Source organism: Oleiphilus messinensis (genome assembly GCF_002162375.1).
In the GTDB taxonomy this organism is placed as follows: domain Bacteria; phylum Pseudomonadota; class Gammaproteobacteria; order Pseudomonadales; family Oleiphilaceae; genus Oleiphilus; species Oleiphilus messinensis.
Genome location: NZ_CP021425.1, coordinates 530574 through 551278 on the forward strand (window position 1 = coordinate 530574; position 20705 = coordinate 551278).

The 20705-nt window shown below is 49.1% G+C and carries 24 protein-coding genes and 1 pseudogene; 8 read left to right on the forward strand and 17 right to left on the reverse strand.

Annotated features, from left to right (window positions below):
- Positions 1-21: 21 nt before the first annotated feature.
- From OLMES_RS02350 to OLMES_RS02375, 7 genes are all read right to left on the reverse strand, one after another.
- Positions 22-711, reverse strand: coding sequence for a glutathione S-transferase family protein (locus OLMES_RS02350; protein WP_087459772.1), 690 nt, complete (start codon positions 709-711; stop codon positions 22-24).
- A gap of 185 nt (positions 712-896) precedes the next feature.
- Positions 897-1037 carry a hypothetical protein gene (locus OLMES_RS28230; protein ID WP_198343193.1) on the reverse strand — a complete coding sequence of 47 codons (141 nt, stop codon included), beginning with the start codon at positions 1035-1037 and terminating at the stop codon, positions 897-899.
- 70 nt (positions 1038-1107) lie between these two features.
- Entirely contained in the window at positions 1108-1401 is a 294-nt protein-coding gene (locus OLMES_RS28235; RefSeq protein ID WP_198343194.1) for a hypothetical protein, read from the reverse strand.
- A gap of 490 nt (positions 1402-1891) precedes the next feature.
- Positions 1892-2431 (reverse strand): SDR family NAD(P)-dependent oxidoreductase, encoded by a 540-nt coding sequence (locus OLMES_RS02360; protein WP_087459773.1) that lies wholly within the window; start codon positions 2429-2431, stop codon positions 1892-1894.
- Positions 2415-3356: a metal-dependent hydrolase gene (locus tag OLMES_RS02365; RefSeq protein WP_087459774.1), complete on the reverse strand. Its 942-nt coding sequence runs from the start codon at positions 3354-3356 to the stop codon at positions 2415-2417. The genes OLMES_RS02360 and OLMES_RS02365 overlap by 17 nt, the downstream gene beginning before the upstream one ends.
- A gap of 11 nt (positions 3357-3367) precedes the next feature.
- Positions 3368-4252 (reverse strand): alpha/beta fold hydrolase, encoded by an 885-nt coding sequence (locus OLMES_RS02370; protein WP_087459775.1) that lies wholly within the window; start codon positions 4250-4252, stop codon positions 3368-3370.
- 27 nt (positions 4253-4279) lie between these two features.
- The gene (locus tag OLMES_RS02375) at positions 4280-5530 is read right to left on the reverse strand and encodes an NADH:flavin oxidoreductase/NADH oxidase family protein (protein WP_087459776.1); all 1251 of its coding nucleotides are present in this window, start codon (positions 5528-5530) and stop codon (positions 4280-4282) included.
- Between the two features lie 119 nt (positions 5531-5649).
- Between OLMES_RS02375 and OLMES_RS02380 the strand changes: the two genes are divergently transcribed.
- Positions 5650-5832, forward strand: coding sequence for a winged helix-turn-helix transcriptional regulator (locus tag OLMES_RS02380; protein WP_087459777.1), 183 nt, complete (start codon positions 5650-5652; stop codon positions 5830-5832).
- Between the two features lie 23 nt (positions 5833-5855).
- Here OLMES_RS02380 and OLMES_RS02385 read toward each other — a convergent pair.
- A pseudogene (locus OLMES_RS02385) lies at positions 5856-6085 on the reverse strand (IS3 family transposase); the annotation flags it as partial.
- A 13-nt stretch (positions 6086-6098) separates the two neighbouring features.
- On the opposite strand from OLMES_RS02385, the gene OLMES_RS02390 reads away from it, so the two are divergent.
- The gene (locus tag OLMES_RS02390; protein ID WP_157678114.1) at positions 6099-6356 is read left to right on the forward strand and encodes a GIY-YIG nuclease family protein; all 258 of its coding nucleotides are present in this window, start codon (positions 6099-6101) and stop codon (positions 6354-6356) included.
- Positions 6357-6517: 161 nt separating this feature from the next.
- On the opposite strand, the gene OLMES_RS02395 is transcribed toward OLMES_RS02390, so the two are convergent.
- Both OLMES_RS02395 and OLMES_RS02400 read right to left on the reverse strand, forming a co-directional pair.
- The gene (locus tag OLMES_RS02395; protein WP_157678115.1) at positions 6518-6892 is read right to left on the reverse strand and encodes a hypothetical protein; all 375 of its coding nucleotides are present in this window, start codon (positions 6890-6892) and stop codon (positions 6518-6520) included.
- Positions 6853-7482, reverse strand: coding sequence for a zinc metalloprotease (locus OLMES_RS02400; RefSeq protein ID WP_157678116.1), 630 nt, complete (start codon positions 7480-7482; stop codon positions 6853-6855). Before OLMES_RS02400 ends, OLMES_RS02395 begins: the two co-directional genes overlap by 40 nt.
- A gap of 316 nt (positions 7483-7798) precedes the next feature.
- Between OLMES_RS02400 and OLMES_RS02405 the strand changes: the two genes are divergently transcribed.
- Positions 7799-8746 (forward strand): ABC transporter substrate-binding protein, encoded by a 948-nt coding sequence (locus OLMES_RS02405; RefSeq protein ID WP_198343195.1) that lies wholly within the window; start codon positions 7799-7801, stop codon positions 8744-8746.
- Entirely contained in the window at positions 8743-11175 is a 2433-nt protein-coding gene (locus OLMES_RS02410) for a hybrid sensor histidine kinase/response regulator (protein WP_157678117.1), read from the forward strand. Before OLMES_RS02405 ends, OLMES_RS02410 begins: the two co-directional genes overlap by 4 nt.
- A gap of 11 nt (positions 11176-11186) precedes the next feature.
- Here OLMES_RS02410 and OLMES_RS02415 read toward each other — a convergent pair whose 3' ends face one another.
- Positions 11187-12812, reverse strand: coding sequence for a methyl-accepting chemotaxis protein (locus tag OLMES_RS02415; protein WP_087459783.1), 1626 nt, complete (start codon positions 12810-12812; stop codon positions 11187-11189).
- Positions 12813-13000: 188 nt separating this feature from the next.
- Between OLMES_RS02415 and OLMES_RS02420 the strand changes: the two genes are divergently transcribed.
- From OLMES_RS02420 to OLMES_RS02435, 4 genes are read left to right on the forward strand one after another with little or no spacing between them, the layout of a single operon-like run.
- Positions 13001-13837 carry a phosphate ABC transporter substrate-binding protein gene (locus OLMES_RS02420; protein ID WP_198343196.1) on the forward strand — a complete coding sequence of 279 codons (837 nt, stop codon included), beginning with the start codon at positions 13001-13003 and terminating at the stop codon, positions 13835-13837.
- Positions 13827-14675, forward strand: a complete 849-nt coding sequence (gene pstC / locus OLMES_RS02425) for a phosphate ABC transporter permease subunit PstC (protein WP_087459784.1) — start codon at positions 13827-13829, stop codon at positions 14673-14675. The genes OLMES_RS02420 and pstC overlap by 11 nt, the downstream gene beginning before the upstream one ends.
- Complete coding sequence (pstA, locus tag OLMES_RS02430) at positions 14672-15535, forward strand: phosphate ABC transporter permease PstA (protein WP_232465248.1); 864 nt, start codon at positions 14672-14674, stop codon at positions 15533-15535. Before pstC ends, pstA begins: the two co-directional genes overlap by 4 nt.
- Positions 15536-15540: 5 nt before the next feature.
- Positions 15541-16440: a phosphate ABC transporter ATP-binding protein gene (locus tag OLMES_RS02435; RefSeq protein WP_232465249.1), complete on the forward strand. Its 900-nt coding sequence runs from the start codon at positions 15541-15543 to the stop codon at positions 16438-16440.
- Here the strand turns inward: OLMES_RS02435 and OLMES_RS02440 are convergent.
- The 6 genes from OLMES_RS02440 to OLMES_RS02465 all read right to left on the reverse strand — a co-directional run bounded on the left by OLMES_RS02440 (position 16437) and on the right by OLMES_RS02465 (position 20570).
- Positions 16437-17114 (reverse strand): SRPBCC family protein, encoded by a 678-nt coding sequence (locus tag OLMES_RS02440; RefSeq protein WP_087459787.1) that lies wholly within the window; start codon positions 17112-17114, stop codon positions 16437-16439. The two genes, OLMES_RS02435 and OLMES_RS02440, sit on opposite strands and share 4 nt — an antisense overlap.
- Positions 17115-17255: 141 nt before the next feature.
- Entirely contained in the window at positions 17256-18116 is an 861-nt protein-coding gene (locus OLMES_RS02445; RefSeq protein WP_087459788.1) for an AraC family transcriptional regulator, read from the reverse strand.
- Positions 18117-18143: 27 nt separating this feature from the next.
- Positions 18144-18740 (reverse strand): SRPBCC family protein, encoded by a 597-nt coding sequence (locus OLMES_RS02450; protein ID WP_087459789.1) that lies wholly within the window; start codon positions 18738-18740, stop codon positions 18144-18146.
- Between the two features lie 187 nt (positions 18741-18927).
- Positions 18928-19287 (reverse strand): hypothetical protein, encoded by a 360-nt coding sequence (locus tag OLMES_RS02455; protein ID WP_087459790.1) that lies wholly within the window; start codon positions 19285-19287, stop codon positions 18928-18930.
- Positions 19288-19369: 82 nt separating this feature from the next.
- Positions 19370-19813 carry a hypothetical protein gene (locus OLMES_RS02460; RefSeq protein ID WP_087459791.1) on the reverse strand — a complete coding sequence of 148 codons (444 nt, stop codon included), beginning with the start codon at positions 19811-19813 and terminating at the stop codon, positions 19370-19372.
- 391 nt (positions 19814-20204) lie between these two features.
- Entirely contained in the window at positions 20205-20570 is a 366-nt protein-coding gene (locus tag OLMES_RS02465) for a hypothetical protein (RefSeq protein WP_087459792.1), read from the reverse strand.
- Positions 20571-20705 lie beyond the last annotated feature (135 nt).

Genomic DNA, 20705 nt, shown 5'->3' on the forward strand with positions numbered 1-20705 from the left:
GTTCCGTGGTGACTCTCTATGTCATAACGCTTTTACCTCTTTTAGTAATGCGGCGAGTCGGGGGCGCTTCCATAGTTCTGACCGTATGGGGCCGCTGGTGCGGTCAATCTCAAGTAGCTGACTGCCAACCGAAATGTCAGCAATGCTCATGGCGTCGCCAGCCAGCCAACTGGTCGCTTCCAAGGCAATCTCAATGCGGTCCAGTATTCGTAGGAATTCATCGCGAATATCGTTGGGCGACATCTTACCTAGCCCCTGGAATTTCAGTTGTTGGCGCAGGCCAAAGGCCAGAACAGTTTTGGCACCGACACGTTCGAAAGCTGGGCGGCCTTCGCAGGAAAGGTCTACGACGATTTTCATAGCTTCAGGGTCGCTGACCCGGAAATGCACTTCGTACCAATAAAGAAGTTCATCAGCGAAGTCTTCCCATAGTTCGGCCTGTGCTCTTTGGCTCGTATCGGCAGGGTAGAGCAGAGGCTCGGGATAATGTTCATCCAGCCAGCGAGCAATGCGGGTACTGTCTTGAATCCGCTGTTCGTCGATATCCAGCACGGGCACCTTGCCGACTTTGCTCAGACGCATGACCTTAGCGCCGCGCAGCCCATTGTAGTCGATAGTGCGGTAGTTCAGCCCTTTGTGGCGCAGGCTACGGGCAACTTTTTGGCAGAAGGGAGATATCTCCCACTGATGCAGAGTGATGTCGTGGCTCATGTCGTGTTTCCTTAGTGTGTGGTTGCTGTGGCAGGGCGTGTTTTTTCAAAAGTTCGCACGAAGTCTTCCAGGCTGCCCAGATGGTGAGTGTTGTCATGATCCCATAGGTGGAAGCCGGGTCTGAAATAGCCGAACCAGGGCGGTATCGTCTTGCGCAGGAAGCAGGTTTTGCCTGTTGTGTTGGTTTAGATTTGCATGATGTGATCCCGTGTTTTAGAGGCTTTAACATTGTATTTGCGGGCCGGAAGCCAGAAAACGATGAGCACGCCTAACCCTATCCAACCCAGCAGCACATCACCGACGAGATGGATATGTTCGTGCTGCATGAGCAAACCCTGGAAAAACATAAGGCCGAAATGGGCGACGTTGGCCGCGACGCTGAAGTCCAGGAATAGTTTATGTGATAGCGGATTGGCGAGCCGCGATCCATAAATAGCAGCCCCATACGATGTAGATCACGCAGACCATGAGTTCGTAGTGCTCTGCGCCACCGTCCAAATCACCCCAGCGCACCAGGCGCACCATTAACTGGACCAACTCGCTTTGCAGCATGCTCTGATCCAGCCTGGTGAATATCATGAAGGCGGCGATGCCGAAGAAAAGGAGAAAACCCGTCCCGAGCATGCGCAGAATAAGCGCTAGCCAGCGAGGATCGTATTTATCAGTTGTGCTCATAGTCTCGTGTGACATTTTGTTTACCTCTTGATCGCTTAACTGAGTGCGGCTCGCGTACTTGGGAGTGAATGGATATAGGTCAGACCGTCAGTGATGAACGTCATTGTGCTTCCCCATGTTGATTAGGCGTTTGCAGCCACCGTGGCCTTGCGTGGTCGAGCCCGCCATGAACAGACCACCGATTTCGGTGCGGGCGTTGGGACGGAACATGCTGAACTGTCCAACGTTGCACTCGATACCGTAGGCGGAGCCGTCGCTGCATAGTGTGTAACGCTCTTGGGTGATCGGTGTTCGCACGCTCAATGAGGATGTCGGTGATGCGTTTCTTGGCCTCGAGGTAGGTCGCGCACCTGCGGTATTTGCCACCCGCCGCCGGCCAGATAGGCTGCAGCCGTCATTCCGCTCGCGCCTGAACCAATCACAATGGCATCCCAGTGCACGTCCATAGGTTTTGCATTCGTCATGATGTTTCTCCCTACTCAGATCTCAATCGACTGTGCTTGTTTTAAAATTTCTCTTTGAAGGGGCGCAGTTCCAGCTCATGCGTCCAGGCGGTGCGAGGTTGCACATGGAGTTGCCAATAGGTTTCGGCGACCGCAGCCGGATCCAGGCTGCCTTCTTCACCGCGGCTCAACAAATAGGCTTTGCCCAGGCCGTAGCCAAATTCACTCGCGCGATCTCCAGCCACCAAGCCATCAATGACCACATGGGCAACATGGATGCCTTTGGGCTGGAACTCGCGCGCCATCGCCTGGGCATGAGTGCGAAGCCCAGCTTTCTCGAAGAGTTCATGAATAGATGTCGGCTCGGTGGCATCCACTACAACCGCGCTGGCTTTGCCACCATTTTCAATGATGGATGAGGTTGTTTCTTGCACTTTGTCGATACTGCGACCCGCTGCGTAAACATGCATACCCGCAGCAGCAAAGTGGGCGCATACCGCACCGCCAATGCCCTGAGGCGTTCCTGCGCCAATAATCACTGCGCAAGGCTTGGACGGCTCAGCTGTGGATGCTTTTATTGATCGTTCATTCGGCTTTCTCATGGTGCACCCCGTTATTCGCCGCAAGTACTCCAGGCGATGAATGGATATAGGCCAGCGCCTGTTCGGTAGAGGCCTCATCTAGCGGGTTGTAACCTGGTCGTAGAAAGCGCAAGGCATGCAGCGGGAACCAGCGCATGGCCGGGAAAGTACCCAAACGAGCTGAACGTAACCAGCCCAATATGAGGCGCAGTGGAATGGGCGTTCTTGATGCGTTTTTGAGCTTTTCGTCGTGGCGAATCATGTGGGCAGTGCCCAACATGGACAGTGATACCAGCGCCGGAAAAGCGATGGCCATAGCCAGCGTACGCATGGAGTGAGTGCCGCCGAGGTGGCGGTAAAGATCGTAGGCAACGGTGCGGTGTTCTACCTCTTCGGCACCATGCCAGCGGAACAGGTCAGCAACGATCGGGTCGGCACCATGTTTATCCCAGGCATCGGCTTCAAGCACAAATACACCAAGCGCAGCAGTGTAATGCTCGATAGCCGCGACCAGGCCAATGCGGAACACCAGCCATTGGTATTGCAGTGATTCGGGCAGTTTTCGGCCAAAGGGGTCGTCGAGCAGCAACTGGTCGAACAACAAGGCGTTGCGCTCTTCAAAACGCCCGCCACTGAGTCCCAGTCGTTTCAGATAGCCTTCAATTGATTCGTGGTGCGCATGACTGTGTACGGCTTCTTGTTTAATAAAGGCTTCGACATCAGCCCGTAGCTTATCGTCTTTAACGTGGGGCAGCGCTGTACGGAATACACGGCAGAAAAATTTCTCGCCCTGAGTCAGCAGGAAACTGAATTCGTTCAGTGCATGGCTGGCAAAGGGGTCATCCGGAATCCAGTGCAGGGGGGACGTTTCCCAATCGAATTTTACTCGACGCGGAATGATGTCGTAGTTGGCGCTGGACGCCTTCTTGATATTTGTTTTACTCATGGCAGGGCTCCTTAATGATGATTCTGAATGAAGTCGCCAATGGCCTGTGCCAGCGGTTCTGGGTGGGATAACGGCGCCCAATGGCCGGCATCTATGTGTGTACGTAGCGTATTGGGCGCCCAGTTTTCGACACCCGTGAAGAGTCGTTCAGGCACAAACCGGTCACGCTCCATAATTAATAGCTGTACCGGGATATCGACGCGTCGAGGTTCTGGTTTCATGAGTTTGGGTATGAGGTTGGCGCGATATAGCCCCAGACCGAAACGACCGTCCGCTGCCTGTGAAGGGCGTGGTTTGGTCTTGATGCCTTCAAGCAGGTTCAGAAAGCGTGGCCACTGATGGGCGAGGCCGTAGCGCCATGTCAGTTCTGGAAGGAGTGGTAGCTGAAAAGCAGCCATATAGGACGAACCCAGTAACTGATGTGCAGCTTCGACTACCTGGCGGGGTGAGCCACTGCGCATTCTGCTCTGAAACCATAGGCCCACATGATCCAGCGCAGGGGCGAGTGCGTTGTATGAAGCGATACGGTACTTCAATGCTTTTGATTGCACCGCTTCCCAGCCTTGAAGACCACCCCAGTCATGGCCGACCAGATGCACGGGCTGCATCGGGCTGACTGTATCAATAACAGCGGTCAGATCACCTACCAAGTGTTCCAGCGCATAGGGCTTGCTGCCTTTGGGGGCGGAAGACTGACCTGCGCCGCGAACGTCATAGGCGACGACGTAGGCGTCTTTTGCTAGGTATTCTGCGACTTGCGCCCAGCCTTCCGCGCTGTCTGGGTAGCCATGCACGAGTACGACAGTCGGGCGAGGAGACCGGCTGGTGGGGCGTTTGCCCCAGGTGTAAACAGCCAGACGAACCGTGCCTGACTCAACAAATTGAGAGGGTTTCATTGGATTGTCCTATTGGGATATTGGGTGTCATGCGCGCAGGCGGTTTTTTACGATGCCAAAGCCTTTGGCTCGCAGATCAAAGAGGAAGGATTTCAGTGCATGCTCATCTGGTACGGGGGCCTTGCCTCGACCCATGCGATGAAGTTGGCGTGTGTACCATGTGATTTCAAGCGAGCCGAACCGATCAACGTATTTGATGCCGGTGGATAAGGGTTTTACCTTGTGCACGGTTTCTTCACCACGTAGAAGTTTGGTCGGTGCATCAGGTTCGATAGCAAAAATGCGCCCCAGACCGATGATGTCCAGGGCGTTTGAGTTGAGCGCGGATTGCATACCGTCCAGGCTGCGAAAACCGCCGGTGACCATCAAGGGTGTCTCAATCTCGGCGCGAACCTTCTCGGCAAAGTCGAGGAAGTAAGCTTCACGAGCAACGGTAGAATCTTTCGGCTTGCCGAGTTGCATGACGGGCTCTTCATAAGTGCCGCCAGAAATTTCGATCAGGTCAATGCCTGCCTCAGCGAGCGCCCGGATTGTGTCTAGGGACTCTTCCTCAGTGAAACCACCACGCTGGAAGTCTGCAGAATTCAGCTTGATGCCAATGGGGAAGTCGTTTCCCACGCGACGACGGACTTCATCGTAGACAGCCAGTACAAAGTGGCGTCGATTTTCCGGGCTGCCCCCCCAGTGGTCCTCACGACGATTGTGATGGGGTGAGAGAAATTGGCTAATCAGGTAACCATGTGCGCCGTGTAGCTGGACACCAGTGAAGCCGGTTTTTTTTGCGCGTGCTGCAGTGTTGCCAAAGCGCTCGATGATATTTTCTATCTCGGCAGCCTTGAGCGCGCGCGGGGTAGCGAAGTAGGGGGCCAACTTGGGCCGAAAGCCGATGGCTGATGGCGCGACCGTTTCGCGGTTGAGGCCGCGGATTGCCTGTTTGCCCGGATGATTGAGCTGCATCCAGAGGTGGCTACCATGCGCCGTACCGGTTTTTGCCCAGCGTTTGAACATGTTCAGATCGCGATCATCTTCCAGTACGACGTTGCCCGGTTCACCGAGTGCGCGCCTGTCGATCATGACATTGCCGGTAATAATCAACCCGGCACCAGAATTCGACCAGTTTTTATATAACCTGACGAGGTTCTCGGTTACACAACCTTCTGCTGTGCCCAAGGCTTCGCTTAAGGCTGATTTACCAATTCGGTTGTTCAGGGCCTCGCCGCAAGGCAAGGTCAGTGAGTCGCCCAGGCTAGGCTGGGTCTTTTGTGTACGTGTGCGCATTGTGTGATCCGTTGTCATTTGTTAATGTACCATTGAGCGCTGTCAAGGTTATGTTAGGTTCCAAATAGGAACCTTGTCAAGTTATAATATGGCCAGATTGATCAATCAGGTGGATAAGCATGAAATGGCAGGGGATGGGCGAATCGTCATGCTCAATCGCGCGCAGCCTTGCTGTGATAGGCGATCGCTTGACGCTTTTAATGCTTCGCAATGCCTATTTGCGTACTCGTCGTTTTGATGGCTTTCAGAGCCAGTTTGGGATTACTCGACATGTTTTCGTTGACCGCCTCAAGATGACATGATCAAGCAAAACTGCACAGCCCAGTTAAGCAACTTTTCTTAATTCAACTATTTCTTTTTCAGGCTGTATCGGACGTCTGTAATCGAAGTACGTATGTAGCCGCTTGTTGTTATAAAACGCAGAAATATATTTCAGAATATCCTGCTGGGCTTCAGCTCTTGTTTGATAGTTTTGCCACTGCACTCGCTCCTGCTTAAGGGTGCGAAGAGACTTGCAACGACAGCATTATCCCAACAATCACCTCGTTTACTCAGTTTTGTATATCTTATGAGAGACATTCGAAATAACGCGTGTAAGATCGGTATCTCTGCGAACCCAGTGATAAGAGAGCGAACACTTCAGAGCGAACAGCCCCAAATCGAACTTCTTGCACTAAAAAAGTTTATTAATCGGAAAATTGCTTTGGCAATAGAAAAAGCACTACATGTCGTTTACAACGATAAAAGGAAGCGGGGTGAGTGGTTTAATCTTGATACAGAGGATATAAGTGAGTTAGTTGCGACTCTCGATGATGAAATTCTCTAGTAAGCGCAAGCTGGATTTATGAGTATGAGTTCTGCATGCTTTGAAAAAGAAAGTTTAACTATATGAGGTTAATTAGTGTACTTTGGGGCTATGTGGTTCGAAGATTGGCGCGATGAGTTGATTATTCACGCCATATCTCTGTATCGTTGATTGAGCCCCCGTTACTCTCTGAGCAATATGAAGATATTCTCGTTTTTTTTGGGGTGCCAAGTGAATTCGGGGGATTGGCCCGTGATTTTGATTTTGACCGTTAATGGCTCGTTTAAATGATGACTGATATCACTCACATTAATTTGCTGGTTTCCGCTCGAAACTTCTAGAACGTACGGCAAGTTGTTTTCGCTTGCGTACTCTTGAAAACTTGTCACGTGTTGGTGTTCATTTTCACCATTGGTACTTGCGGCTATGGCTTCTAATTTATGTTTTACGGTTTCCACGTCATTACATCCTGAAAACAGAAATATTGCGGCAAATAATAGGTAGAGAGGGAGTCGTTTCATTTTATTTTCTTCAATGCCAGTGTATTGTTCAGCCATTTCATAATTGTTGAGTCATGTCTTGGACGAACGAGCTCCGCGCTGTGCATTACGCTGCTGGTATCCGTGGAGTGAGGGTTAGTTTTCTTATATTCATCCAGTAACCCTAGCATGTGCCCGAATTCATGGATAACCCCTCGTTGCGGGCTTCGACCACCTTTGTTAACCGGTGTGAAGTCTTCGCTATCCAATACTACATTCCCCATTTTAGGAACAACATAGCTGGTAGCAAACGTGCCTTTTTTAATTTTGTTAACAGTTATTTCCCAGTGGTCAAACATCCAACCACCTTCTTGAATGGTAAATTCAAAATTAAGTAGAACTTTCTTTCCGCGAGAAAGTAATTTAATCGTTCGACCACCCCAGGCGTTATTTATTTCATTTTTCCAGTTTTTCAAAAACAGTGCTTTTTCAGCCGATGCCCATTTTAATGTGCCAGCATCTTTGAAAAAAAATTGGAGCTTCATATGAATGATGAGTTCGTAGTCACCGCTAGGGAGATGTCTAAGCTTGATATCGTAGGCATCATTAACTTTTAGTTCGCCTGCGGTGATATCTGATTCTTGGTGTATGAGTCTACCAATAGGCATGTCGATCCCTCTAATGTTTATCTTTTCCCTAAGTTCCAGTTGCAACTTTACATCATTCACAACTGACAGTGAACATTTCTTTACAAACTTACTTCAGCGCTAAGGGAGGAACTTGATTGCGAACAACTTCTCGAGAAATTGTGAGCACTAACAAAGGTCATAACAATCAGCAAATAGTCTAATGAATCTGTAGGCTGGTGCCGTCGTATTGATATTAGTGCGCCATTTTTCAGTTTATTTCTGTACCGCTGTGGAGAGGACTTCACCGCGAACATGTCTATACTGATTAAACTCTGATTTTTTGGGGGGTCTTGTTATGGCAAAGTTTTTCGTAGTCTTAACTGTTTCGTTGATGTTGCATGTCGACTTGGTGGCCGCGGTCGAAATAAAAAAGAAACCCATCAAGATTGTTACGAACAACTGGACGAGTCAGATTGTGCTCTCCAAAGTCGTGGGAGAGGTATTTTCAGCTTTGGGCTATCAGGTTCAGTACTTGAAGACATCTGTCTCAGATCAATGGGGAGCATTGGCCCATGGTGTGGCTCACCTGCAGGTTGAGGTCTGGGAAGGTACTATGGCAGACATGTTTAATCGCATGGTGGCTGAAGGTAGTGTACTGGATGCGGGCGAGCATGAGGCAAAAACAAGGGAAGATTGGTGGTATCCCGCCTACGCTGAGAAGGTGTGTCCCGGTTTGCCGGACTGGCAAGCGTTAAAGGCGTGTGCAAACCAGTTCGCTATAGAAGGTGATAATTTTGGTACCTACTTTGCGGGCCCGTGGGAAAAACCGGATGAGGCACGAATTCGGGCCCTGGGCTTGAATTTTCGTGTTCGAAACCTGAAAAACGGGGACGACCTCTGGGTAGAGTTGAAAAAGGCGTATGCCGAGCAGCGGCCCATTGTGCTGTTCAATTGGACACCTAACTGGGTTGAGTCTCGTTACGCTGGTAAGTTTGTAGAATTCCCCGCTTATGATCCTGTGTGCGAATCCGATCCGGCATGGGGGGTTAACGGACAATATCTGTACGATTGTGGCAACCCGAAAAATGGCTGGTTAAAAAAAGCAGCCTGGCATGGAATGCCTGATACCTGGGACTGTGCGTACCGCACTTTGAAAAAGATCAATTTTAGTAATCAGCAAATTGCTTCAGCGGCCGCGTTGGTCGATGTAGATCTATTGTCCTATGACGCTGCAGCAAAACAGTGGTTGCAGGAAAATAAAGTCACCTGGCAGGGGTGGATCCCGGGAGACTGCGTAAATTGATCTTTGGCCGACGACAGCACACCTCTGTATCCACACAACTGCTGCGTATTGTCTTTGTTTTGTATTGCCTCATCGCCTTGGTCGTGACCACGGTGCATGTGGTCGAAGAGTACCGTTATACTCGGGAAACCATCCAGAATGAGTTGCAGTCATATCAGAATATCTTCGGCCCGGTTTTGGGCAAGGCCTTATGGGATCTTGATCGCGACCAGATCAGAGATATCGCGACGGGCATGTTTCAGGTGCCGGTGATTGTTGGGGTTAAGATTGAAAAAGTTCAGAATGGTAAACCGGAATTCATTGATGGTCTTGGTCTGACTGATACCGGGGCGCATGATGCTGAGGTCGTTTCTCCGCGTGGGTTTATGCGCGCCAGGAATGATCTTTTCTCGTATCAGTTTCCCATCACATTTGACATTTATGGTCAAACCCAAGAGTTGGGCAGGGCAACAATATACTCGAATTCCGATATCGTATTGAAGCGGGTCAAGTTAGGGTTTGCGTTTCTGTTAGTCAATGCCCTGATCAAAGGAATCGCGTTGTGGGTTATTTTTCTGTGGGTGAGTAAGCGGTTGTTATTAAGACCCTTAACCCGTTTCACGGAGTCCATCGCCAACCTCAATTTTGATAACCTCTCGGATGCGAAAATCGATATCGGTACCGACCGGGACAATGAAATCAAGTTGATTGAAACGACGTTCACCAAAATGGTTAAAGAACTGGCGGAATCCAGGAAAGAAATTGTCGAATTCAACGCAAATCTTGAGCGGGAAGTGATTAAGCGCACGCAAGAGTTGGTCGTTGCGAAAGAGGAGGCGGAGAAAGCCAGCACCGCCAAAAGTGAATTTCTGGCTACCGTCAGCCATGAAATTCGCACCCCGATGAATGGTGTCTTGGGCATGCTCAGTCTGCTAAGAAAAACCGGGCTTAACGAGGATCAATTGCGTAAAGTAGATGTTGCCTCTTCAAGTGGAAAATCATTGTTGGCGCTGATTAATGATATTTTGGACTTTTCCAAGATTGATGCGGGCAAGCTGGAACTGGATATTCAGGAATTTAATCTCAGGGACGTCGTGAGCGATGTGGTCGATTCCATTGCACCCGCTGCAGAAGCCAAGAATATCGAGTTAATTGTTGATCTTGTTAAGGTCAGGAATCCGGTTGTCAGAGGCGACCCCCTTAGACTGAGGCAGATATTGTTAAACCTGACGGGTAACGCCATCAAGTTTACGGAGTCTGGCGAAATTGTGATTACGTGTACGATGGCAATGCGGGAGGATGCCCGATATCAAATGACCTGCACGGTTAAGGATACGGGCATCGGTATTCCCGAGCAGAAAAGCGCGACATTATTTAATGAATTTGTGCAGGCGGATTCCTCAACGACCCGAAAGTATGGTGGGACAGGATTGGGATTGGCAATCGTTAAGAAGCTCTGTCACCTGATGGAGGGGGATATTGTCGTCACCAGCACTGTAGGTGTAGGCAGTGAATTTAAATTTTCCATTTGTCTGGAAAAAGGCGGATCCACCGGTCAAACCATTCCGGACGTCGATGCCCGGCTTCTCAGCATACTCATCGTTGATGATAACAGCACCAATCGTGAGGTGTTGAGAGGGCAATTGGAAGATTGGGGGGCTGCGGTTGTTGAAGCTGAAAGTGCCAGCCAGGCAATGGCCTGTTTGGCCGCTCGGGCGGATAGCAGGGAATCGCTTTTTGACCTGGCTATTCTGGATATGGAAATGCCCGAGATCAATGGTGTGGGGCTGGCAAAAATGATTAAGGCGGATGCGCGTTTCACCGGTCTTAAGCTGGTGATGATGACTTCGGTCGGTGAATCAGGAGATTGTGACTATTTTGCTTCCCTTGGATTCAGCGCCTATTTTTCCAAACCGGCCAATATTGACAACCTGATTGATGCTCTGGCGCTTGTGTCCGCCACGGACGCTTCACAGGAAAACGCTCATCCGTTGATCACGAGCCATTATGTTCGTTCACTTAAACACCTTGAAGGCGATGAAGATCCAGGCGATGTCCGCTTTCCTGAGTCCCTCCGGCTGTTATTGGTGGAAGATAATGAAGTGAACCGGGAAGTGGTACTGGGCTTGCTGGAGGAGAACGCACTAAAAGTTGATTCTGTAGAAAACGGCGCGGAAGCTATTCGACGACTGAAAAATTATGAGACCAACAGTCCCTACGGGATGGTCATCATGGACTGCCAAATGCCAACGCTGGATGGTTTCGCCGCAACTCGGGCGATACGCAACGGTGAAGTAGACCACCGGTACCGGGACATCCCGGTGATTGCAATGACTGCAAATGCCGGCAGTGCTGCGCGAGAGGAGTGTCTCGCCTCAGGAATGAATGACTTCCTAACCAAGCCCGTTGATTATGGCGAATTGATTGCTGCGATAAGACGCTGGCAATGAATCTCCATAATTCAAACTGCAAATCTGGAAATGCCCTGGTTGATATTGCCAGTTAGCTTCGCTGTGTGGTTAGCGGCGCGATTTGTTGCTTGGGCAACTTCTGATGTGATGTCCATTTCATCCCGCAGTTCGTTGAGGTTGCGGCTGATATCCTCCGTTACGGCAGATTGTTGTTCTGTGGCGGTGGCGGACTGCATTGACATGTCATTGATTTTTGATGCACTGGACATGGATTCAATGAGTTGTTGTTCTGACTGAGTCGCCAGTTCTAAAGCTTTTCCGACTTTGCTGTGAACATCTTCAATATAAGACACAACATTGTTGACGCGGGATTGCACGGCTTCAATCATTTTCTGGATATTGTCTGTGGACTCCTGGGTTTTTCCGGCCAGTGTGCGAACTTCATCTGCGACGACGGCGAAGCCTCGGCCTTGCTCTCCTGCGCGGGCGGCTTCGATTGCGGCATTCAATGCGAGTAAGTTAGTTTGCTCTGCAATGCCTCGGATGACATCCAATACCGATGATATGCTCTCTGAGGACTGTGCCAGCTCTTTAGCCTCATCCGATGCGTTGGAAATAATGTTGTGTACGGCTTTTACTTGTTGTAGTGAATGTTGAATACCATCATTTGCTGATTGAATTTGGGACATGCTGTTGTGAGTCTCATCCGCAACAGAGCTGGCCAGATCAGCCATTTCCCGGGTGGCGATACTCATTTGATGTACCGCACTGACAATCATTTCCAGAGCTTTGCGCTGACCTTCTATGGCCCCGGTCGATCGCGTTGCCTCGTCTGTCAGCGTGGCGCTCTCTTGAGAAAGCTGGGAAACATCTGATCGGACCGAAACAATAAGTGTTCGCAGCATTTGGACAAAGCCGTTAAATGAGTCCCCCAGTTTTCCCAATTCATCCTGATTCGCGATGGTGACCTGCTGAGTCAGGTCTCCACCGCCTTCCTTAATTTCATCAATACGGTTGGTAATATCGGAAATTCGTTGAACCAGCATTTTCTGGCTCAAAAATGCAACGGTGCCGACGATAATAATAATTGTGACCACCGCAATCCATACTTTAATCCGTTGACTGGCGATGGCATTGGCGGTTGCTTCCTCCAGTGCATTTGCTTCTTCAAAGGTGAGCTCACCACCAATGTCGTATATTTCCCGCACCTTGCCAAACTTGGGGCTTGAGTCGTTAGTCATCCACTGAATGGCTTCCGCCTGTTTGCCCTGATCCCGAAGTGAAAATGACTGCTCTGCGGCACTACGCCATGCACGGTACGCCGAGTCAAACTGCGTCAATTGCTCCAGAATCTGAGGGTAATCTGCCAGGAGTGAGCGGAATTTGATAAATCGGTCGTAGGCTTGTTGCGCATTTTCTGCAAAATCGTCTTTCAGGGTTTGTCGATCCGCCGCTGCGGAGTAAACGTACTCCATTTCCGCCACTCTGGCTTGGTAGAGATCGCGGTCTGCATTCAAAACGACGCTGATCGCAGGCATAAAGCCGGAGGGAAACACGCTCATATGCTGTTGGATGTTTTTAGTGAAGAGCGAATTAAACAGCACCACCATTATGAGGCAAAACACAATGATAATAAGTGGGATCGAATATTTTAAGCGGATGCTCAGTGCAGTCATATCTCCTCCCTCCGATTCTGCATACTTGATTAACCCATAGCTTAGTTTATGATCAAAAAATAGCCACACCCAATTGGAGGTTGTGTTCTGATGATCCAGGCAACATTCGATCAGGCGGGCGATTACCTGAACTTTTTCAGCCTCAAAGAGTCAAAAGCGCAAGTTTATCAATCAATCTGGGACAGGAAATGATGGTCAGGAATAGGGTGTTACGTTGTCTCGCAGGTTTGTTTACCATTGTGTTTGTAATGGGGCTAAGTGCCTGCGGAGGGAGTCAAACGGAAAAGTTGGTGCTCACAGGATCCAGCACGGTTGCACCGCTGGCGTCTGAAATTGCCCGGGCATTTGAGCAGCTGCACCCGGAAACCCGCATTGATGTGCAAACCGGTGGATCCAGTCGTGGTATCAATGATGCCCGTAACGACCTTGCAGACATTGGTATGGTTTCCCGCGCGCTAAAAAGCAATGAATCTGATTTGACCGCGCAAACAATTGCCTGGGATGGCATTACATTGATTCTCAATAGCAGTAATCCGGTGCAATTGTTAAACCGTAGTCAAGTTATTGATATTTACACCAAGAAAATAACAAACTGGTCTGAAGTTGGCGGACCGGATCAACCGGTTGTGGTCGTGAACAAAGCGGAGGGACGATCAACGCTGGAATTGTTTCTGAAGTTTTACCAGTTGAAAGGTACCGAAATAAAGGCCGATATTATTATTGGGGATAACCAGCAAGGTTTAAAAACCGTGTCGGGGAATCCTTTCGCGATAGGCTATGTCTCAATCGGTGCTGCAAACTACGAAAAAGAACAGGGCGCACCCATCCGGATTCTTCCTGTTAATGGTGTAGACGGTACGCTAAGTAATGTCGAGAAGGGGCTTTTTCCGATTTCCCGACCCCTTAATCTGGTAACGCGGGATCAGAGTAATCCGTTGGCTCAACAGTTTATTGCATTTGCACAATCGTCTGAAGTGGCCGAACTGGTCGCCCGTCAGTTTTTTGTTCCTGCCCATGCGAACTAGTATCCGGTTTGATCTGGCGTTAAAAAGTGCCGCTTGGCTGAGTATTGTCGTTTTAACGCTGATTATTCTTTTTGTCCTGTATCGGAGCATGCCGTTTTTGCTGTCCGACGGGGTTCAGGGGTTGTGGTCGGATACCTGGGCACCGACTCAAGGTGCGTATAACATGCTGCCAATGATCGCTGGTTCCCTCGCAGTGACCCTTCTCGCAGTCGTGATCTCGGGTCCGTTGGGTATCGTGATTGCCTTGTTTGGTCGCTTTTATGCGCCTCGGGCGGTTCGGTCCATCTATATCGCTTTGATCGAGTTGATGGCCGGTATTCCTTCCGTTGTGTACGGATTGTGGGGGCTGGTTGTGCTGGTGCCCGTGATTAATTTGTGGGTGCCACCCGGTGCCAGTGTACTGGCTGCGGGTATCGTGCTGGCATTGATGATCCTGCCTCTCATCACGTTGGTTGCTGATGATGCTTTTCAGCGTATTCCCGGACAATGGCAACAAGCTGCCCGGGCTTTGGCACTGACCCGTTGGGGTTGTATCCGGAAACTGTATTTACCGGCAGCCCGACCCGGAATCCTGGCAGGAATTACGTTGCAAACTGGCAGGGCGCTGGGTGAGACCATGGCGGTTTTGATGGTGTGTGGCAATATTGTGCAGATTCCGGGAAGTTTGTTTGAACCCGCGCGGACACTAACCGCAAACATCGCTCTGGAAATGGCCTATGCAACGGACCGACATGCGCAGGCACTGTTTGTCAGTGGTTTGTTGTTATTGTTGACTGCGGTATTACTGGTATGGCTGGCTGGACGGATTCAGGCCGTCAATCAAGAGGGCTTAGCGTGAATACCGCCCGAGTATATGATCGCTGTGCAACTGTGGTTCTCTGGGTAACTGCGGTGGCATTTTTGCTTTTGCCTGGCTGGATAATGCTGGAAATGGTCAGCACTGGTTGGAATCATCTGGATTTTGAGTTTTTGTTTTCCAGCCCGGTAGATAGTGGACGTCAGGGTGGGATTGCACCCATTGTTGTTTCAACGGGCCTGATACTGATCTGTTGTATGGCTGCAGTATTACCGGTGGGGTTGGGATGTGCGCTGTACCTCAGTGAAAAAGTCGAAATGGAAACGAAACTGGCATTTCGTACCCGGCAGGCATTGGATGTATTAAGCGGAGTACCGTCTATTGTCTACGGATTGTTTGGCTATGTATTTTTCGCTCAGGTGCTGCAACTGGGGTTTTCGATACTCAGTGGCGGGTTAACCCTGGCATGCATGGTTTTGCCTCTGTTTATCCGCTTGAGTGAACAGGCTTTGCGGTCCGTACCCTATCGCTATCGTCAGGCAGCGAATGCATTGAACCTCTCACAATTCGCTTATGTTCGAAAAATTGCATTGCCGGTAGCTGCACAGGGTATAGCCAGTGCGTTTATTGTTGCAACGGGTCGTGCATTGGCGGAAACGGCAGTTCTGATATTTACGGCGGGCTACGTGGCCCGTTACCCCGGGTCGATTATGGATTCCGGACGCTCACTGTCAGTTCATATCTATGATTTGGCGATGAACGTGCCTGGCGGCAGTGAACCCGCGGCGGCAACCGCACTGGTCTTGATCGCGTTGTTGATTGCTATTAACTGGCTGGCACGACGACTGGCAAGTGGATTTCCTGTGGCACGATTGCCGCTTAAACGATTATTGGGGCGATAAGTTCAATGACATTGCAAACATTCGTTAACCAGACAGTGACTCAACCGGTACAGCGAGCGCTAGCGCGTATGCAAAGTGGAAGAACGACTTCCTCCGTGATGGCGAGCCGATTTACAGGAAACACGGCGGATGCGCCCATGCCGGGTCAGGTCAAGATCGAAAATCTCAGTGTCTATTACCAACATCACGCAGGTATCAGGAATGCCTGGCTTGCGGCTAATCCCGGCGAAGTGGTCGCCCTTGTCGGTCCTTCGGGGTGTGGTAAAAGCAGCTTGCTGGCCAGTGTTAACCGCATGACCGACCATATCCCGGGATGTCGTGTAGAAGGACATATCGAGATCAATGGCGAAAATATTCTGGCGGGTGGATATTCCCTTGATGCTCTTCGGCAGTCTGTGGGGATGGTTTTTCAGCAACCGAATCCCTTCCCGTTATCCATCGCCGAGAACCTCGATTTCCCACTTCAGGACCACGGTGTGCGCAGAGGATCAGAGCGACAGGCTCGTATTCAGTTTGCACTCGAACAAGCGGGTCTATGGTCTGAAGTCAGCCATCGCCTCAATGCTCGCGCTTTGAGTTTGTCTGGTGGACAGCAGCAACGGCTGTGCATTGCCCGTGCGCTTGTTCTGCAACCTCAGGTATTATTACTCGATGAGCCTTGTAGTGCGTTAGACCCCATATCCACCGAGCGCATCGAACAGTTGATTCTTGAATTGAAAAACAACATGACCATTATTATGGTCACCCATAATCTTGCACAGGCCCGCCGCATCGCGGATCGTGTTGTGGTGTGCTGGACCCAAGAGGGGGCCGGGTGTGTCGTTGAATCGGGCCCGACCGAGCAAATTTTTACTCGACCGGAGCACCCGGTGACTCAGGCGTATTGTCAGGGGCGTGCGGGTTAGAGGCCTTTGGATGTGCCATGCAACGGTTTTCGGCCCAGTTTTTCAAACTCATTGGGCAACCCGGATTTGATCAGTAAATCATTCAGGAAAGCCGGAATCGCTCCCCCCAGATCGGCATGCACGGTATAGATCGCTTTGCTGTGTTTTACACTTATCGGTTCGAAACGCCAAGATCCCTCTGCCAGAGTCATTTGAATGGTATCTCTTCTGCTGTCCGGGCACAGGCTCCAATCAGAGTGCCAGGTGATTTTAGCCATCCCGCTGGTAGGGTCTTGCTGTATGGCAAAGTGCTCGCACATTGCACGGCTTTTAAAAAACAGGGGCATATAGAAAACGGAGTATATTTGTAACATGTCGGAACGGCTTTTTATTACTTTGATGTAGCCTTGGTCTTCGGGCAAATATGCTGTGCTGTTCTCGGTTTGCTCTCGCAGAATGTTTATGGCTTCCATTGGGGCATAGGGGACTTCTCCGATTATTTTGAATTCCTTAACCGCGACATCGGCATGGGTGCGGGAGTAGATCCTCCAGTTAAAAGGGGAGCCTGCTTCGTCTATTTGTTCGAGCTCCCAGATCGTGTTCGGCGGCAAAGTTTTATTCATGCTACAGCCGGTAATTGAGATACAGCTCAGACTTAACATGATCAGCGAGTGGTAAATTTGATGCATCATCATCCAGTTATCCTTCAGTCCTTGAAACCTGTGTATTGAAGTACTCATCTAGCTACGTTTTGTCGAATTCTAGCATTGGTCATTTGCCCCGAATACGCACAAATCCGTCTGGCTGTAATGCAAATATGTATATATGTTGGATTGCTACTTGTCGTGGTGTTTTATCGGAATATAAAGCTTCAACTCCGCATCAACCCGTGTGCCATCGTAATTTTCCGGGTAAATCTCAAGCTCTGGTGAACAGTGATATTGATATTTGGATTTGGGTAACCAGCTGCCCCAAATATATTTCAGTGTTTCGTGGAGAGAAGGCAGGGGGCCCCGGTGCATGAAAACAGCATAAGTTTGCTCAGGTATGATTCTTGATTCAAAACCCGCCGGAATGTCAGATGCAGAGCTCACGGGAACCGCACACCAATAGGTAAAACCCACTTCCGCGCCGGATTCATAATAAGCTTCGTATATCCCGAAACCCAGTTTACCGATTCGGTTCGGTATGCCCGCCATTTCCGGTTTAAATCCTGACCAGACCGTTTTCAAGCTCAAATCCTTATCCACAAAGTGATGTGGCCTACCGACGATTAACATCGATTCCCGTGTGATAATATCAGGTTGCATGTCAATGCATGATGAGAGATGGAGAAACTCCTGGTCACAGAAAGGGTTGCGTTGCAGCAATCGTGTTGGTGTTTTTTGTTTACGATATTGTCCTGGTGTGGTCAGGAACATATTCTTGAACGCTTTGGTAAAGGATTCCTGTCCCTCAAACCCGATGCTTAATGCAAGATTCAGCAGCGTGATCTGGTCGTCGTGCAACAGTCGATCCGCCGCGACAGTTAGTCTGCGTTTTCGGACGTATTCCGTTACATTGTCTCCAGTAAGGGCCTTGAATTTCCGACTGAAATGGTAAGGAGAATAGTGAGCGGCGGAAGCAACCTCTGCTAAAGTCAGTGTTTTATCCAGATGTTGTTCGATGTAGCTAATCGCTTTAAAAAATCTGTCCACGCTCAAATCCTCCTTAATTTCGGGTACCTATTGAACCTCTCCCCCCCACTTGTCGACCAGATTGTCTAAGGCACTGTCCATTACATAAGACATCATGACCGGCATCATATGCGCTTTTATGGATCCGGGTTTTTTCTCGAAGAATTGTCGCCAAGAAATGTACGATCCACCGCGTTGATCCGGTTCAACCCAAATTACACCAAGATGTTTGGTCACGGCTAAATCCTCATGGTCTCGCACACTATACGCGTAGCCAACACCTTCTTTCCAGTACAGTATATCTTCTGTGAGGATGTCTCCCGCGAAATCACAGATTCTAACGGTACCCACACCGGGTCTGCCAGGGGGGAGTGATTGGCTATGGTCGACTTCGACCAAGTGATCGATCATTGGCACCCAGTCCCGCAAGTTTTCATGATCCGCTACCACTTCAAATACGGCCTCTGGTGGTGCATTCAATTGAGCGACGCTGATCGCATATTGGGGCGCATTCGTTAGCGCGTTGACATTCAGGTCATCATATACCCGATCCGTTTCCGTAAAGTTTGTGGGAAAATCCACACTTGCACAGCCGTTTAATACAGCAAGCGCGCAGATGAATAGTAATGTTTTCAGGTGATGCATTTCATTCTCCGGTTACGTAAATAGTTGGCCTGAATATACCGGAGTGAACGAGACTAAATTTGTCCAGATTTGCTTAGTTTGAAGCTTTTTGAAGTTGTTTTTTGACAGACTGTGGCATGCATTCTGACGATTCTTCCAGCCAGTGCTCCGCTGAGCTTTTCCGGCGAGGTTAAGAATTGATAGATGTTTATTCTAATCGCTTGATCACTTTAGCCCATGTGTGCACGTGTGTCATTTCTCCAGCCTGGGATTCGATATAGTCAGTTATGATCACACCATTTCCCCCCATTGCGCAGCTTTCTTTTCTGAGTCTCGTGTAGACGTCATCAGTTAAATTAACTTTGCCACCAAAAAACAAGTTTCTTTTAGTGTGCGTTTCTAATTCATTTAGAACCTGGTAGTCTCCCTCGGGTTCTTGCTGCATAAAGAACTCTACGGTGCATCCCGGGTTTTTGTTTTCTGGAATATCGGATGAGTGTTTTACCTCTGTAGTTGCACACCCCGCTATAGCGAGGTTCAACAGGCATACCATTAAAATCTCTTTCATCGTGCAGTGCCACCTTTGTTGCAAAGGGGACAGATGCCCCCCAAGGGTAACGGTGATGTACCAACGTTACAGAATTCGTCTTTTATCCTGCCATTTTTGCTATTTCGTCGACTATTTTACATGACCAGGGCTTTTGACCTGCTGCACCAACAAATCCGGTTTTAGTGGTAACGGTGATAAATGTCTTTCTCTCGTCGATTTTTTTGAGATTGACGAATATTTCTTCTCCTCCGCTCCCCACCATCAAACCTACATGACGATTCCTGTCTGCTTTTATATAGTTTTCTTTTTCTTCAGCAATGGTCGAATCCAACGCTATCACCACTTTTTTTGAGATATCCCGAGCCCCAGTTAGGTTTTCACTAACGAGGATTGACGCGTCGTAACATTTTTCTGACTTCTGTGGGGTGTTGATGGACAACGTTTCGTCGTAGTTATACTTGCTAACTTGAGTCCCTGCACAGCCTGCAAGCGCAGATATAATGAGAGTGCTACAGGCTATCTTTGTGGTGAGGTTTATGCTCATGTGTAAGAATTTCCTTTTTCAGATTGTTTGATCCCGCACAACGTATTTTCAATTCGATGGCGTGCGTTTCCAGTCTTGGTTTTATCGATGACTTTGCGAACAATGCCACCCATTCTTACGTTAGTTCAAAGTTTGTCTTTGAGCGCTAAAAATTGGTCAAATGGACAATCTCTCACATGATTTTCAGAGATATCTTACAGGTAAATTCATAGTCGAAGTATCGAGTGATACTGAAGGTGCTCGATTGAACGAATTGGTTAGCGCAGAAGGCGGTAAAAAGGCACAGGATTCTGCTGGAGTTTACTTATTAGGCAAAAGGCTCTCCAGCAGAAAAATTTAATATGTTGAAATGATCGAATCGGTGATTTCTATTTACATCGCCAAACGTTATCTAAACCAAACCAAACCAAACCAAACCAAACCCAAGATCATCTGTGGCATATACAGCTTCATCCGCGTATGAGCTTTCGTTATTGTATGAAACGGTGTCAATATCTTCATAGATAGATAGGGATACATACTTATGGCTATCCGCTTCTCCCTGATCCCAGCTTGCTGAGACATAATACCAACCAGTATAGGGAGCAACATAATCGAATATGACATCTTTGCCATATTCCAGTTGGTCAGTGTCAACTGCGACGGTATTTCCATACTGGTCGAAAATTCGCAGAATAAAAGGATCAAAGAAACTTCTGGAAAAAACATCATAAGTGGCCCCCTTTATTCCTAGAAAAGTAAAGGTGTCTCTTAACATTGCATAGTCATCTAGATTTGCCAACGAAAAATATGTCGACTATTTTTTATGCTCGAAAAAGTAAAAAATGCAAAGTAAGCTAAGATTACCAATAGAGTTGATTATTTGGCCATGCGAAAAAATTTATCGCAAGTG